General features: G+C 70.4%; 19 protein-coding genes. 9 read left to right on the top strand and 10 right to left on the bottom strand.

Annotated features, from left to right (window positions below):
* Nucleotides 1-98 precede the first annotated feature (98 nt).
* From CSX12_RS17765 to CSX12_RS17750, 4 genes are all read right to left on the bottom strand, one after another.
* Nucleotides 99-452, bottom strand: coding sequence for a helix-turn-helix transcriptional regulator (locus tag CSX12_RS17765; protein ID WP_124896673.1), 354 nt, complete (start codon nucleotides 450-452; stop codon nucleotides 99-101).
* 100 nt (nucleotides 453-552) lie between these two features.
* Nucleotides 553-1026 (bottom strand): MarR family transcriptional regulator, encoded by a 474-nt coding sequence (locus CSX12_RS17760; protein WP_124896672.1) that lies wholly within the window; start codon nucleotides 1024-1026, stop codon nucleotides 553-555.
* 17 nt (nucleotides 1027-1043) lie between these two features.
* Nucleotides 1044-1703, bottom strand: coding sequence for a GTP cyclohydrolase II (gene ribA, locus CSX12_RS17755; RefSeq protein WP_124896671.1), 660 nt, complete (start codon nucleotides 1701-1703; stop codon nucleotides 1044-1046).
* The gene (locus tag CSX12_RS17750; RefSeq protein ID WP_017203593.1) at nucleotides 1700-2623 is read right to left on the bottom strand and encodes a DMT family transporter; all 924 of its coding nucleotides are present in this window, start codon (nucleotides 2621-2623) and stop codon (nucleotides 1700-1702) included. Before CSX12_RS17750 ends, ribA begins: the two co-directional genes overlap by 4 nt.
* 113 nt (nucleotides 2624-2736) lie before the next feature.
* Between CSX12_RS17750 and CSX12_RS17745 the strand changes: the two genes are divergently transcribed.
* Nucleotides 2737-3576, top strand: a complete 840-nt coding sequence (locus CSX12_RS17745; RefSeq protein WP_124896670.1) for a sulfurtransferase — start codon at nucleotides 2737-2739, stop codon at nucleotides 3574-3576.
* A 7-nt stretch (nucleotides 3577-3583) separates the two neighbouring features.
* On the opposite strand, the gene CSX12_RS17740 is transcribed toward CSX12_RS17745, so the two are convergent.
* Complete coding sequence (locus CSX12_RS17740) at nucleotides 3584-4495, bottom strand: hypothetical protein (protein ID WP_017203591.1); 912 nt, start codon at nucleotides 4493-4495, stop codon at nucleotides 3584-3586.
* A 304-nt stretch (nucleotides 4496-4799) separates the two neighbouring features.
* On the opposite strand from CSX12_RS17740, the gene CSX12_RS17735 reads away from it, so the two are divergent.
* Genes CSX12_RS17735 through CSX12_RS17725 form a run of 3 tightly spaced genes read left to right on the top strand, consistent with a single transcriptional unit; the run spans nucleotide 4800 to nucleotide 7268 of the window.
* Nucleotides 4800-5450 (top strand): hypothetical protein, encoded by a 651-nt coding sequence (locus tag CSX12_RS17735; protein ID WP_026049902.1) that lies wholly within the window; start codon nucleotides 4800-4802, stop codon nucleotides 5448-5450.
* A complete protein-coding gene (locus CSX12_RS17730; protein ID WP_124896669.1) occupies nucleotides 5447-5806 on the top strand; it encodes a hypothetical protein in 360 nt (119 codons plus the stop codon). The genes CSX12_RS17735 and CSX12_RS17730 overlap by 4 nt, the downstream gene beginning before the upstream one ends.
* 28 nt (nucleotides 5807-5834) lie before the next feature.
* Nucleotides 5835-7268 (top strand): MFS transporter, encoded by a 1434-nt coding sequence (locus tag CSX12_RS17725; protein ID WP_124896668.1) that lies wholly within the window; start codon nucleotides 5835-5837, stop codon nucleotides 7266-7268.
* Nucleotides 7269-7401: 133 nt separating this feature from the next.
* Here CSX12_RS17725 and purB read toward each other — a convergent pair whose 3' ends face one another.
* Both purB and CSX12_RS17715 read right to left on the bottom strand, forming a co-directional pair.
* The gene (gene purB / locus CSX12_RS17720) at nucleotides 7402-8742 is read right to left on the bottom strand and encodes an adenylosuccinate lyase (protein ID WP_206427109.1); all 1341 of its coding nucleotides are present in this window, start codon (nucleotides 8740-8742) and stop codon (nucleotides 7402-7404) included.
* Nucleotides 8743-8780: 38 nt separating this feature from the next.
* Nucleotides 8781-9320 (bottom strand): low molecular weight protein-tyrosine-phosphatase, encoded by a 540-nt coding sequence (locus CSX12_RS17715; protein WP_017203586.1) that lies wholly within the window; start codon nucleotides 9318-9320, stop codon nucleotides 8781-8783.
* A 133-nt stretch (nucleotides 9321-9453) separates the two neighbouring features.
* Here CSX12_RS17715 and CSX12_RS17710 point away from each other — a divergent pair, with 133 nt between their 5' ends.
* From CSX12_RS17710 to CSX12_RS17695, 4 genes are read left to right on the top strand one after another with little or no spacing between them, the layout of a single operon-like run.
* The gene (locus tag CSX12_RS17710; RefSeq protein ID WP_017203585.1) at nucleotides 9454-9705 is read left to right on the top strand and encodes a hypothetical protein; all 252 of its coding nucleotides are present in this window, start codon (nucleotides 9454-9456) and stop codon (nucleotides 9703-9705) included.
* Nucleotides 9702-11024 (top strand): hypothetical protein, encoded by a 1323-nt coding sequence (locus CSX12_RS17705; RefSeq protein ID WP_124896666.1) that lies wholly within the window; start codon nucleotides 9702-9704, stop codon nucleotides 11022-11024. Before CSX12_RS17710 ends, CSX12_RS17705 begins: the two co-directional genes overlap by 4 nt.
* Before the next feature lie 38 nt (nucleotides 11025-11062).
* Nucleotides 11063-11281 carry a type II toxin-antitoxin system VapB family antitoxin gene (locus tag CSX12_RS17700; RefSeq protein WP_124896665.1) on the top strand — a complete coding sequence of 73 codons (219 nt, stop codon included), beginning with the start codon at nucleotides 11063-11065 and terminating at the stop codon, nucleotides 11279-11281.
* A complete protein-coding gene (locus CSX12_RS17695) occupies nucleotides 11278-11679 on the top strand; it encodes a PIN domain nuclease (protein WP_164479600.1) in 402 nt (133 codons plus the stop codon). The genes CSX12_RS17700 and CSX12_RS17695 overlap by 4 nt, the downstream gene beginning before the upstream one ends.
* Here the strand turns inward: CSX12_RS17695 and CSX12_RS17690 are convergent, their stop codons facing one another.
* Genes CSX12_RS17690 through CSX12_RS17680 form a run of 3 tightly spaced genes read right to left on the bottom strand, consistent with a single transcriptional unit; the run spans nucleotide 11680 to nucleotide 12709 of the window.
* Nucleotides 11680-12084, bottom strand: coding sequence for a phage holin family protein (locus CSX12_RS17690; RefSeq protein ID WP_017203580.1), 405 nt, complete (start codon nucleotides 12082-12084; stop codon nucleotides 11680-11682).
* A 34-nt stretch (nucleotides 12085-12118) separates the two neighbouring features.
* Nucleotides 12119-12499 (bottom strand): type II toxin-antitoxin system death-on-curing family toxin, encoded by a 381-nt coding sequence (locus CSX12_RS17685; RefSeq protein WP_017203579.1) that lies wholly within the window; start codon nucleotides 12497-12499, stop codon nucleotides 12119-12121.
* Between the two features lie 3 nt (nucleotides 12500-12502).
* A complete protein-coding gene (locus CSX12_RS17680) occupies nucleotides 12503-12709 on the bottom strand; it encodes a ribbon-helix-helix protein, CopG family (protein WP_164479599.1) in 207 nt (68 codons plus the stop codon).
* An 85-nt stretch (nucleotides 12710-12794) separates the two neighbouring features.
* Between CSX12_RS17680 and CSX12_RS17675 the strand changes: the two genes are divergently transcribed.
* Nucleotides 12795-13862, top strand: a complete 1068-nt coding sequence (locus CSX12_RS17675) for a histidinol-phosphate transaminase (protein WP_124896663.1) — start codon at nucleotides 12795-12797, stop codon at nucleotides 13860-13862.
* The last annotated feature ends 73 nt before the right edge of the window (nucleotides 13863-13935 follow it).

The following is a 13935-nucleotide window of genomic DNA, read 5'->3' as shown; positions in this document are numbered from 1 at the left end:
GGACGGATGTCGGACGGATGCGGCCGTTCTCGTCCGACGCCCGTCCTTCCGTCCGACATCCGTGCAAGGGCGCGGGGCGCGGTGGGGTGCGGCGGGGGTCAGGCGGCGAGGGTGAAGGCGCCGCGCGCGGCGGACACGACCGCGGATGCGGGTGTCGATGCAGCGCGCAGCTCATCGGCGACCGCGCTCGTGAGCTCGATCAGGCTGGTGTCCAGGGCCCCGGCGATCGCGGCGATCATCTCGCTCGAGGGCTCCTTGCGGCCGCGCTCGACCTCGGAGAGGTACTGCGGCGAGACGCCGGCCTTCTCCGCGGTCTCGGTGAGCGTCTCCTCGCGGTCGTGCCGTCGGCGCCGCAGCTGTTCGCCCAGCAGGTGGCGCCAGAGCGGTTCCGGGTCGCTCTGCCGCGGAGGGGCGGGGCGGGGTGCGCGGGAGATCGGGACGATGTCGGCCATGCCTCACGATAGGCCGGGCGCTTCGACCGGATCGAGCGGTTCTGCTCAGAGCAGAACGCCGAGGGGCGGAATCCGCCGGTCCCGCGGACGACCGCGACGCCTAGAGCGCCGCCGTCACGCCGGGCAGCAGCTTGCCGAGGATCGACGCGAGCTGCTCCCGCTCCTCCGGGCTGAGGGGGTCGAGGACCAGCTCGCGCACCTGCTCCACGTGCACGGGCGCGGCGGTGCGCAGCATCTCGCGCCCCTCCGGAGTGAGCGCGGCGGACAGGGTGCGCTTGTCGGTGCTGCAGGAGGTGCGCTCGACCCAGCCGCGCTCCTCCAGCGAGTCCAGCGCATGGCTCAGCCGCGACCGGCTCAGCCCGGCGATCCTGGCGAGCTCCGTCATCGTCACCGCTCCGTCGCCCCGCCCGGCCAGCGTGACCAGGATCGCGTAGCGGGCGTGATTGAGCCCGACCTCCTCCTTGAGGGTGCGATCGAGCACCTGGGGCAGCAGCTGCACGAACCGGATCACCGGGAGCCAGGTGTCCATCTCGGTGTCGTCGAGCCGGCGCGGATGCCGCTGCTCCGCCGTCATGGTTCCCTCCTCGAGTGTCACGCCGCGGACAGGTCGAGCGTGTGCGCCGTGTGGTCCCGCTTCGCTTCCAGGTACCGTGTGTTGGCCGCAGAGAGGTGCACCTCGGTGGGCACGCGCTCCGTCACGCGGATGCCGAGCGTCTCGAGCTGCACGGCCTTGTCGGGGTTGTTGCTCAGCAGGCGGATGCCGTCGACGCCGAGCGCCCGCAGCATCTGTGCCGCGACCGTGTAGTCGCGCTCGTCCTCGCCGTGACCGAGCGCGACATTCGCCTCGTAGGTGTCGAGGCCGGCATCCTGCAGGGCGTAGGCGTCGAGCTTCGCGTACAGGCCGATGCCGCGACCCTCCTGACGCAGGTAGAGCAGGAACCCGCCGTCCTCGGCGATGCGCTCGACCGCCTCGCGCAGCTGCGGACCGCAGTCGCAGCGCTCGGATCCGAAAACGTCGCCCGTGAGGCACTCGCTGTGCGGACGCACCAGAGGATCCTCGCCGCCGTCGTTCGCGCGCTCGAGGGCGCCCCGCCAATCGCCGAGTCCGAGCAGCAGGTGCTCGCGTCCGTCGACGAGCCCGTCGAAGGTGACCACATCGGCCGTGGTGGTGAAGCCGTCGCCGAAGCGCAGGGGCACCCGGACGCGCGTGCGTTCCGTGGCGACCGGAACGACGGTTGAAGTTTCAATCATGTCGGGTGCAACGCGCGATCCGGCGGAGTATTCCCGTCATCCCTCGACCTCTTGCGCACGAGACGGAGTTCGCTCGCGAGGATGCCGAGCACGACGAGCGCGCCGCCGAGCAGCGCCGTCGCCGGCAGACGCTCTCCGGCGATGCGCCCGATGACGCCCGCCCAGACCGGCTCGCCCGCATAGATCACGGTCGCCCGCGTCGGAGAGACCGACTTCTGCGCCCAGTTCATCGTCAGCTGGATGAGGCAGCTCGCCGCTCCCAGCCCCACCGCACAGCCGACCCAGATCCACGAGAACTCCGGAACGCCCTCGCCGACCACGGGCATCGTCAGCAGCCCCAGCACACCTGCGGTGAGCAGTTGGATGACGGTGATGCGGCCGAGATCGATCCGTCCGGCGAAGACGCTGATCAGGATGATCTCGGCGGCGATCGGGAGGGTGCTGATCATCGTGGCGATCTCGCCCGCGCCCAGCGAGAGCGCGAACGCGTCAGGGCCGGCGATCAGCAGCAGCCCCACGAAGGCGAGACCGGCGCCGACGAAGGCCATGACCGGAGGGCGACGGCGGAACACCGCCCACTGCGCGAGTGGCACCAGGGGGACGTACATCGCGGTGATGAACGCGGAGGTGCTGCTGTCGATCGTCTGCAGCCCCAGCGTCTGCAGGCCGTAGCCGAGGTAGATCATCACGCCGATCGCGACACCCGCGCCGATGTCCCGCCAGCGGATGCCGCGCAGCACGCGTCGGAAGATCACCACGCTGATCGCCCCGGCCACGAGGAAGCGGATACCGACGAAGAACCACGGACCGGAGTGCTGCATCGCCCAGTGCACCAGGAGGAACGTGCTTCCCCAGACGGCGGTGATCGCGAGGAGGGCGGCCTCCTGCGGGCGCAGGCGCATCCAACGAAGCGAGGCCATGTCGCCCCTTTCCTCGCGCTGCCGGATCGAGCCTAGTCGGCTGCGCACCCCGAACGTGACGGGAGAAGACAGGTCGGCGTCGGCGGTCGCGTGCGAGTCGGTAGCCTCGCATCATGAGCGACTTCGTGAGTGCCGTCGAGCTGAAGGACCTGCTGGACGAGGGGGCCCCGGTGCGCGTGATCGACGTGCGCTGGCGGCTGGACCGGCCGGAAGCGGGACACGCGGACTACCGGACCGGGCACATCCCCGGGGCGGTGTTCGCCTCGCTCGACACAGAGCTCTCGACGCACGGCGAGCCGTCGCAGGGGCGGCATCCGCTCCCCTCGACGGCCACGCTGCAGGCGGCAGCGCGGCGATGGGGTCTGCGCACCGGGGACACGGTGGTCGCATACGACGACGCCAAGGGCCTGGCTGCGGCGCGGGCGTGGTGGCTGCTGCGTCAGGCGGGCGTGGACGTGCGGGTGCTCGACGGCGGACTCCGAGGATGGAAGGCCGCCGGGTTCGAGGTCGCGACCGATGAGGTGTCCCCGGAGCCGGGTGACGTCGTGCTCGAGGAGATCGGCGCGGACGCGCTGTCGATCGACGAGGCGGCGGCCTTCCCGGAGACCGGCGTGCTGCTCGACGTGCGCGCTCCGGAGCGCTACCGCGGGGAGACGGAGCCCCTCGATCCCGTGGCCGGGCACATCCCCGGTGCCCGCAACCTCCCGTCCATGCTGCACCTCGACGCCGACGGCCGGATACTCGACCGCGAGACGGTGCTCGGAACCCTCGCGGCGGCAGGGGTGACGCCGGGGACGCCCGTCGCGGCGTACTGCGGCTCCGGGGTGACGGCCGCCCACACGGCGCTCGTGCTGCACGAGGTCGGCATCGAGGCGAAGGTGTTCCCCGGGTCGTGGAGCCAGTGGTCGAACACCCCCGGCCGGCCGGTCGCGACCGGCGAACAGCCCGGCTGAGCTTCCGTCACTCGCGCGGGCCGTACCCCCAGTGCAGCCCCAGGGCGCCGGGGCCGAAAGCCCGCCGCACGAGGTGCACCGACGTGCCGCCGGTGAGCTCGATCGGGGTGATCGTGATCCCTTCGGGTGTCTCCACATGCTCCTCGCACCAGTCGGGCACCGCATCGGGGTGGAAGCGGGTCCACACCAGCAGCTCCCGGCACTTCTGGGCCAGTGCGTGCCCGGTGTCGCGGGTCGCCGGATAGTCCGGCGGATACTCCACCGACCACTCGACGACCGCGGTGTCCGGCGCCGTCAGCGGTCGGTCGAGTTCGAACAGCGCGCCGTGCACCTCCCCGTCCGGATGCGAGTACCGCGCGGCGATGCGCCCGCCGGACACGGCGCTCAGCAGCGGGGGCGGTGTCGGGACGCCCGGGTTGATCTCCAGGAACGGGATCGAGGTGATGGTGCCGACGGTGGACTGCACGATGCTGCGCGTGATGGTGAAGAAGACGTTGCCGTCGGGGCCGACATCCGTCACCGAATGCGTGGTGAGCTCGCGGGACGTGTCGGGGTAGGGGGCGCCGAGCGCGCGGAACGCCTCGATGACGGCGCGCTCCAGTTCCTCCTCGTCGAGCGGGAACTGATTGGGACCGAGGGGTCCGGTGCGGTTGGTCGAGCGCAGCAGTCGGGTCAGCGCGCCGTCCGCGAGTTCCAGGAGCTGTTCGATGTCCGCCAGCGCCGCCATCGACTGGGCGCCCTCCGGGCGGCGGGCGCCCGAGCGCCAGTAGCTGAGCGTCGCCATCGAGACCCGATTGCCCCGGGCTTTGAGCTGCCGCTGCAGCCAGGACAGGGTCACATCCCTGGCGTTGACGGCGTCCCGCAGCGCTGCGGCGAAGGCCTCCGACCCGGGTCTGCGTGCATCGTGCTCGTAACTCATCACAGCCCCCGTCCGGTATGTGAAGCACACCGCCCTAAAATCAGCATAAGACCGCACGCGCGTACCTCAGGGGACCGGGTGAGCATGTGGGGTCACATGGCCGTCTTCGCGGGGAGGGTGCCCGTCCCTGCGATCGACCGGCCTGACGCAGTGATGCCCCCCTTGCTGCGTATGTCGTGAAGCCCGGCAATCGATCTGGGGAGATCCGCCGGGCTTCACGAATCCTCCCGCCCGCGGCTCCGGCTCTTCGCCGTCGCGGCCCCGCGTAGACTGGGAGGAACTTCCCGGAGGACTCTGGACCGTCATGTCTGCCCCTGCTCGCGCATTCACCATGCGCCACGTGCAATTGCTGCGCGCTCTGTTCGCGGCGATCGCCGCGCTCATGATCACGTTCTCGTCCGACCACTCCGCCGCCGTGGGGCTGTCGGTCTTCAGCGGATTCGTCTTCGTCTCGGCGCTCGCGCACGTGCTGGCGGCGTGGCTGGTGCTGCCGGCCGGCTCGCGCTGGTCCTCGATCCTCCTCGCCGCTGTCGGCGTCGTCGCCGGAATGGCGAGCGGGATCCCGGCCTGGCGCTCGGATGACCTGTTCTTCATCGTCGTCTCCGGATGGGCGCTGATCAGCGGCGGCATCGAGCTGCTCGCCGGGATCCGTGCACGCCGCACAGGCGACCTCCTGGCGCGGGACGCGATCACCGTCGGTGCGCTCGGCATCCTGCTCGCCGTCGTGCTGCTGTTGATCCCGGCCGGCTTCCTGCAGGAGTACACGATCGAGAAGGCAGGGACGTTCCTGCTGTCCGGCATCATCCTGGGAGTCGGCATGTTCGGCGGATACGCGGCCATCGTCGCGGTCTTCCTCGGGATCGCCGGACTGACCCCGAAGCGGGTGGATGCCGACGCCGTGGCGTCCGACCCGGATCACAGTGCTGCGCCTGCGGAGCACGGAGGAGAGCGATGAGCGACGAGAAGCCCACCCGTCGGGACATCCTGCGTCCCCTGCACCTGCTCGGCATCGCGCTCGGCTGCGGCGTCTTCGCCATGGTCGTCACCCTCGTCTCGACGGGCGCATTCACGGCGCGCGTGAACACGGCGATCGCGAACGGCACCTACGACGGGCTCACCCCGTTCGCACTGGGTCTCGTCGTCGGCGGCGGCGCGTTCATCGCCACGCTGCTGATCCTCGCGATGCTGATGCTCGCCGTCGATCCCGCCGACGTGACCAAGACGATCGACCGCCCTGTGCTGTTCGACGCCGAGGGCGACGCCGACGAGCCCGACTCCGACGCGCCGGGTCGCCCTCGTCGCTCGGAATAGACGCGCGCGTCCTGGGCTTGACCCTGGAGTGACTGCCTCCGTCGACCGCGCCTCCATCGGACTCCGCTCCGAGCGCGGACCCATCCTCGGCGCGCTCATGCTCGCCACCGGACTCATCGCGATCGATGCCACGATCCTGGCGACGGCGGTCCCGAGCATCGTCCGCGACCTCGGCAGCTACCAGCAGTTCCCGTGGCTGTTCTCGGTGTACCTCCTGGCGCAGGCCGTGAGCGTGCCCATCTACTCCCGGTTCGCGGACACCGTGGGCCGCAAGCCGATCATCCTGCTCGGCATCGCCCTGTTCCTGCTCGGGTCCATCCTCTGCGGGTTCGCCTGGAGCATGCCCGCGCTGATCGTGTTCCGCATCATCCAGGGCATCGGTGCCGGTGCCGTCGCGCCGATGTCGATGACCATCGTCGGCGACATCTACACGGTCGCCGAACGCGCCAAGGTGCAGGGATACGTCGCGAGCGTCTGGGCCATCTCCTCGGTCGTGGGCCCCGCGCTCGGCGGCATCTTCGCCCAGCTCGACGCCTGGCGGTGGATCTTCTGGATCAACATCCCGTTGTGTCTGATCGCCGGATGGATGCTGCTGCGCACCTACACCGAGCAGAAGCAGACCCAGAAGCACAGCATCGACTACGGCGGAGCGGTGCTGCTCACCATCGGGCTCACGGCGCTCATCCTCGGCATGCTGGAGGGCGGGAACGCCTGGGCGTGGCTGTCCGCCCAGAGCGCGCTCTGCTTCGGGATCGGCGTGCTCGCGCTGCTGGCCTTCGGGTTCGTGGAGCGCCGCGTCGCCGAGCCGATCGTCGACCTGCGGCTCGTGACCCGGCGGCTCATCCTCACGACCACGATCGTGTCGCTCGGCATCGGTGCGCTGATGCTCGGGGTGACGAGCTTCGCCCCGGCCTACCTCGAGGGATCCATCGGCATCGCTCCGCTGCTGTCGGGTCTCGCAGTCGCGGCCCTGACCCTCGGCTGGCCGCTCGCCGCCGCGAACGCCGGACGCCTGTACCTGCGCATCGGCTTCCGTCGCACGACCCTGATCGGCATGAGCATCACCACGGTCGCGGCCATCGCGCTCGCCGCCGTCGCCTCCTGGCCGAACCCGTTCGTGGTGGCCGGCATCGCGTTCCTCCTGGGCTTCGGACTCGGGTGGAGCGCTGCGCCCACCCTCATCGCCGCCCAGGCCTCGGTCGGCTGGGGGGAGCGCGGTGCCGTGACGGGGATGAACGCCTTCGCCCGGTCGGCGGGAAGCGCTGTGGGCGTCGCGATCTTCGGCGCGATCTCGAACGCCGTCATCGCCCGGGGTGCGGGCCCCGACGATCCGGCCACGATCACGCACGCCTCGTTCTGGGTGTTCGTCGCGGTCGCCGTGACCGCCGTCCTCACGCTCCTGGCAGCGTCGTTCATGCCGAAGGACAGGGTCGAGGAGCACTCCGGCGAGTCCGCTCCGTAGCTCGTCCGGTTTGCAGGCTCAGCCGCGTCGAGTGCACGGGAACTCGCCGAGCGCACGGGAACCGCGCGTGGACAAGCCGTGCGCTCGACAGCAAGCCGTGCACTCGACGCCGAGCCGCGCGCTCACGCGGGGGTCAGCGGGCGAGGCGTTCCGCGATGCCGGTGTACGTCGCGGGGGTCAGCGACAGTAGGCGCTGCTTGGCGGCGTCGCCGATCTCGAGGCCCTGCACGAACGCGGCGAGGTCGGCGGCACCGACCCGGTGTCCGCGGGTGAGCTCCTTGAGGAGCGCGTACGGGTCGGTGATCGAGGAACGTCCGGCGACGACCTCGGCGCGGATGACCGTCTGGATCGCCTCGGCCAGCACCTCCCAGTTCACGTCGAGGTCGGCGAGCAGCACGTCGCGCGACAGCGAGATCGCGTTCAGGCCGCGGCGCAGGTTGTCCAGTGCGAGCAGCGAGTGCCCGAACGCGACGCCGATGTTGCGCTGCGTGGTGGAGTCGGTGAGGTCGCGCTGCAGGCGGCTGGTGACGAGGGTCTGGCCGAGGGAGGCGAGCAGGGCGCTCGAGATCTCGAGGTTGGCCTCGGCGTTCTCGAAGCGGATCGGGTTGATCTTGTGCGGCATCGTCGACGAGCCGGTGGCCCCGGCGACCGGGATCTGGGCGAAGTAGCCGAGCGAGATGTACGTCCAGATGTCGGTGGCGAGGTTGTGCAGGATGCCGCCCGCGTGACGCACGCGGTCGTAGAGCTCGACCTGCCAGTCGTGCGACTCGATCTGGGTGGTGAGGATGTTGAAGCCGAGCCCCAGCCCCTCGATGTACTCGCGCGCGATGGTCGGCCAGTCGGCGTCGGGGTCGGCCGCGAGGTGAGCGGACCAGGTGCCCGTCGCGCCGGAGAACTTCGCGAGGTACTCGGATCCCGCGATCTGGGCGCGCACGCGCTCGAGGCGCCACGCGAACACCGCGAGCTCCTTGCCCATGGTGGTGGGCGTCGCGGGCTGGCCGTGCGTACGGGAGAGCATCGCGGCGTCGGCGTGCTCCGCCGCGAGCTCGCGCAGCTTCGCGATCACGGTGTCGAGGGCCGGAAGCCAGACCTCCTCCACCGCACGCTTGACGGTGAGGGCGTAGGAGGCGGAGTTGATGTCCTCGCTCGTCGCGGCGAAGTGCGTCAGCTCGGCGATGCGGTCGAGTCCGAGCGTCGCGAGCCGGTCGCGCACGAGGTACTCGATCGCCTTGACGTCGTGCTGCGTGACGGCCTCCTTCTCGGCGAGCCAGTCGATCTCGGCCTGACCGAAGTCGCGGTACAGCGCGCGCAGGCGCTCCTTCTCGTCGTCGGACAGCGGCGAGGTCTCGAACAGCGAGCGGTCGGTGAGGGCGATCAGCCACTCCACCTCGACCTCGACCCTGGCGCGGTTCAGGCCCGCTTCGGAGAGGAAGTCGGCGAGTCCGGTGACGGCGCCGCGGTAGCGACCGTCCAAGGGGCTCAGGGGCTGGGGCGGGAGCGAGGGCTGGAAAGTCAGGGGAGTCCTCCTGATGAGGCCCCGAAGGTCCGGGGCGTGCGGGGCTGGCGCAGTGCGGGTTCGAGCTGGCGGAACAGGCCGCGAGTCGCCGTCTCGATCATACCGAGCACCGAATCGAACATGTCGGCGCCCGCGTAGTACGGGTCGGGCACATCGTGGGAGGACGCGTTCGGATCGAACGCGAGCAGGAGCGTGACCTTGCCCTCCTCGTCCTCATCGCGTGCCCACTCGCGGAGGATGCGCTCGTGCGTCCGGTCGAGGGCCACGACGAGGTCGTTCTCCGCGAACGACGATGCCGTGAACTGCCGCGCGCGATGCTGGCTGCCGTCGTATCCACGGCGGGCCAGCGAGTCGATCGTCCGGTGATCGGCGCGCTCGCCGAGGTGCCAGTCGCCGGTCCCGGCGCTGCGCGAGACGATGCGCGGCCCGAGCCCCTGCCGCTCGGCGAGGTCGCGGAAGACCACCTCTGCCATGGGAGAGCGGCAGATGTTCCCCGTGCAGACGAAGATCACGCGGAAGGGATCCGGGGATGTCACAGATCCATTCTGCCCGCCCTCGGCGCTCCTGCCCAGCGGGAGTCGTCCTGCACGCCCCGAGCAGCTCCCGGGCTGTGCACCGTTCGCGCGGGAGGCGCCCGACGGTGCACCGCCGCTCTCGGATGCTGGAGCGATGTACACCTTCGCGCACGCGCAGCCCGTCGCCTCCGCCGAGCAGTGGGTCCCGATCGCGGTCCGCCGCGAGCTCGCCGAGGCGATCACCCTGATGGAGGATGCGGGGGCCGAACTCGTCGCGCTCGCAGCGGATGCGGCGTGGGAGTCCGACGGCTTCCGCGCGCTGCAGGAACTGCTCTCGCGTCTGCGCGACGACACCGGCGCCGAGGTCGGCGAGCTCGCCGTGCGCGAGTGGGAGCTGGGCGGATGAGCGGGGGGGTGCCGGCGTTCCGCGGAGCGCCGCCGTCCGGAGAGCTGCGTGTCGATCACGGCGGAGCGATCGCCGTCGACACCGCGCAGCTGCGGGAGATCGGTCGCAGGATCGCACAGGCCGCGGGGCTGTATCGCACCGCGCGGGAGTCCCTCGGCCGCGCGTCGGCGCTGATCTCGGCCGAGCCGGCGGCCTGTCCGCAGATCGACGTCGGGGCGCTGCGCCGGAGCCGCGATCGGCTGGGAGAGCTGGGCGATGAGCTCGAGAACGCGGCCACCGGGACCCTCGTGATGGCGGACGCCTACGAGGTGGTCGAGCTGCGGGCGCGGGCGAAGGCGCTCGCCCTCACGGACGAGGCCGCCGCGGCGGCCGCGCAGGCCCGTCTCGAGCGGCTCCTGCGCCAGGACGAGCGGGTCGGCACGATGGCGGACCGGCTGGTGGCGGGATGGGAGGAACGACGCTTCGACGGACTGGGGGATCAGTACGACCTCGCGGGCGTGCTCCCGCCGCTGTTCCTGAGCGGCGCCCTCATCGGACTCGGCACGGGGCTGGGCAAGGTGCTGCCCGGAAGACCGCTGCAGGGTGCCGGCGATCCCGTCCGCGTGACCGCCGTCGCGACGTCGACCCCGAGCCACGGACCGAAGAGCCTCTCCGGGGCACTGGGGCGGATGCCGTCCGGCAGGGCGCAGGTCGCGGTGGAGAAGTACACGATGCCGGGCGGCGAGAGCCGGTACGTGGCCTATGTGAAGGGGACGCAGGAGTCCGCGCCGTGGCGGGCTGGCGGCGCGGAACCGTGGGACATGAAGTCGAACACCGAGCTCTACCAGGGGCGCCGGTCGGCGTCGTACCGGGCGACGCTGGACGCGCTCGCCGCGGCCGGCGTGCGGGCCGGCGACCGGGTGGACGTGGTCGCGCATTCGCAGGGCGGGATGATCGCCGCACGGCTCGCCATGGAGGGAGACGTCGACGTGGCGATGCAGATCACGGCGGGGAGTCCGCAGGAGCCGACCCTCACCGACGACCAGACCCTCATCCAGCTCCGGCACAGCGACGACGTGGTCTCGGCGCTCGCGGCCGGGGGCTCCGCCGAGGGCACGGGATCACCATTCAGCTTCACGGCCAGCCGCGTCGGGGACCCGCACGACGGCTTCCAGGATCTGACGCTCGGGACGCACGGGCTGGAGAGCTATCGCGAGACCGCGGCGCTGGTCGATGCGTCCGACGACCCGCGCGCCGAGGCGCTTGATGTGTACTGGGCCGAGCTCGCCGACGCCGTCCGGGTCGAGCGCACCGAGTTTCGCGCGGAGCGGACGCCGTGACCCCGCCGACAGGTGTAGCAGAGGTGTACCGTTGGTGTATGGCCCGCACCAATATCGACATCGACGACGATCTCGTGCGTGAGGTCATGCGGCGCTACGACCTCTCCACGAAGAAGGAGGCCGTCGAGCTCGCCCTGCGCCGCCTGGTCGGCGTCCCGCTCACCCAGGACTTCCTGCGGGGACTCCGCGGCTCGGGATGGAGCGGCGACCTCGACGCGATGCGTGACGACCCGCCGGCGCCATGGGGGCGCGAGTGATCCTCGTCGACTCATCCGCATGGATCGCCTATCTCCGGGGCGACGACTCGCCCGTCGTGGAACGGCTGGACGCGCTGATCGTGGCCGACGCGGAACTGGCGATCACGGAGCCCGTGATCATGGAGCTGTTGGCCGGCGCACGCACTCCCGGAGAGCGGTCGAGGGTCGAGGCGCTCGCGAACGGCCTGCGTCTGGTGCCACTGGACCCGATGAACGACTTCCGGGATGCCGCCGACCTCTACCGTGCCTCGGCTGTCAACGGTCACCCGATCCGCAGCATGGTCCACTGCCTGATCGCGGCCGTCGCGATCAGGCGCGACGTGGTGCTCCTGCACCAGGATCACGACTTCGGCTGCCTCTCGGAGATCAGCCCGCTGCGCGTCGACACAGGGCGTTGATCAGTCGCGGCGGGAGCGCTTGTTCTGCGGGCGGAGGATGAACCCGAAGATGCCGTTGATGATCGAGATGATGAGCGCCGCCAGCACGCCCCACCAGAACGAGCCGACCGAGAGCCCCCAGCCGAAGCCGCTCGTGATCCAGGCCGTCAGCCACAGCAGGAAGCCGTTGATCAGGAAGCCGATCAGTCCGAACGTGATGATGTAGAGCGGGAACGCGACGATCTTCACCACGGTGCCGATGATCGTGTTGACGAGCGCGAAGATCGCCGCCACCGCGAGCAGGGTCAGGACCAGCTGCAGCGTCTCGCCCGGGGGGAACGCCCGGATGGTGACCTGCAGGGCGGGGATCAGCGTGACGACCCAGATGGCGAACGCGTTGACGATGACGCGGATGATGAAGCGCATAGTCCGACCAGTGTCCCACGGACGCCCGGAGGTGTCAGCCCTGGGGCGCTTCGCGGATATGCGCGGCGAGGACGCGCGCGATCTCCTTCAGGTCCAGCCGGCTCTGAGCGACGTCGAGGACGAAGTCGAACGCCTCGTCGTTCGTGAACGTGACGTCGTACCCGTTGAGCCGGATGAAGACGAACGTCAGGTACAGGGAGATGCGCTTGTTGCCGTCGAACAGCGCGTGATTCTGCGCGACCGAGCTGATCAGCGCCGCGGCCTTCTCTTCGAAGGTCGGATAGGCGTCGACGCCGAACATTCCGGCCGCAGGGCGAGCGAGCGCAGAGAAGAGCAGCCCTTCATCGCGGACGTGCAGTCCGAGCTTGGCGATCAGGGCGAGTGCCTGCTCGGGCTCGATGTACTCAGTCGCCATCTGTCAGGCGTCTTCGAGCCGCTGAAGAGTGTCGGCGTAGCGTTCGGTGATCTCGTCGGCGAGGGAGAGCACTCGATCCGTCTTGGACTCGCTGTTCGCGAACCGCGCGGCGGCCTCGATGATCACCGCGTGCTTGGAGATGTGTCGGGCGCGCGCGATCGCCTCGAGCTGCGCGTCGAGTTCTTCCGGGAGCCGCACCGTCATAGCCATACCAGAATGGTACCACCGCCGATCGCGCCTCGACAGAGGAGATCCCGGACTCTCGCGCCGCGAACGGTCCTCGTAGACTCGTCCCGTGACCGAGCCGATCCTGCCCCGCATCCGTCCCGCCATCGCGGCCCTCGCGCCGTATCGACAGGGCAAGCAGGCGGGGCCGGACGCATTCAAGCTCTCCAGCAACGAGAACCCCTTCGATCCGCTGCCCTCGGTGCTCGAGGCGCTGCAGAGCACCACGCCGATCAACCGCTATCCGGACGCCACGGCCGCACGCCTGCGCACCCGTCTCGGAGCCCGCTACGGCGTTGAGCCCGAGCAGGTGCACGTCGCGTCCGGAAGCGTCTCGATCCTGCACCAGCTGATCCTCGCCACGGCCTCCGTCGGCGACGAGGTCGTGTACGCGTGGCGTTCCTTCGAGGCGTACCCGAGCCTGCCGCTCGTCGCGGGGGCGACCGGGGTGCAGGTGCCGCTGACGACCGACTCCCGCCACGACCTCGACGCCATGGCCGACGCGGTGACCGACCGCACCAGGGCCGTCATCCTGTGCACGCCGAACAACCCGACCGGCCCGATCATCACGAGCGCCGAGTTCGCGACCTTCGTCGAGCGTGTGCCTGCCGACGTCCTGATCATCCTCGACGAGGCGTACGCCGAATTCGTGACCGCACCCGATGCGGTCGACGGTCTCGCCGAGCGCGTGTTCGAACGTCATCCGAACGTCGTGGTGCTGCGCACCTTCTCGAAGGCCTACGGCCTCGCCGGCCTGCGAATCGGCTACGCGATCGGTCACGAGAAGGTGCTGGATGCGGCGCGCACCACCGGCATCCCGCTCTCGGTGACCTCCGCGGCGGAGAACGCCGCGATCGCGAGCCTCGACGCCGAGCCCGAGCTCCTGGAGCGCGTGGCCGTCATCGTCGAACGCCGCGCGCGCCTGCTCGAGGGGCTCCGGGCGCGGGGCTGGGAGGTGCCGGACTCGCAGGCGAACTTCGTCTGGCTGCCCACGGGTGAGAGGACCGATGACGCGGCGGCCGCGTTCCTGGAGAACGACCTCGTGGTCCGGCCGTTCTCGGGCGACGGCATCCGCATCTCCGTGGGCGAGGAGGAGTCCATCGCCCGGGTGCTCGAGGTCGCCGGCGCCCTGCGCTGACCGGAGGACCTGCGGCGGGAGGCCCCGTTTTCTCCGGTTTCCCGCCAGTTACCAGGGCGTCCTAGTTATGCGT

It is taken from the genome of Microbacterium sp. Y-01 (genome assembly GCF_003856715.1).
GTDB classification, from domain to species: Bacteria; Actinomycetota; Actinomycetes; order Actinomycetales; family Microbacteriaceae; genus Microbacterium; species Microbacterium algeriense.
This window is presented reverse-complemented; position numbering and strand designations above follow the sequence as displayed.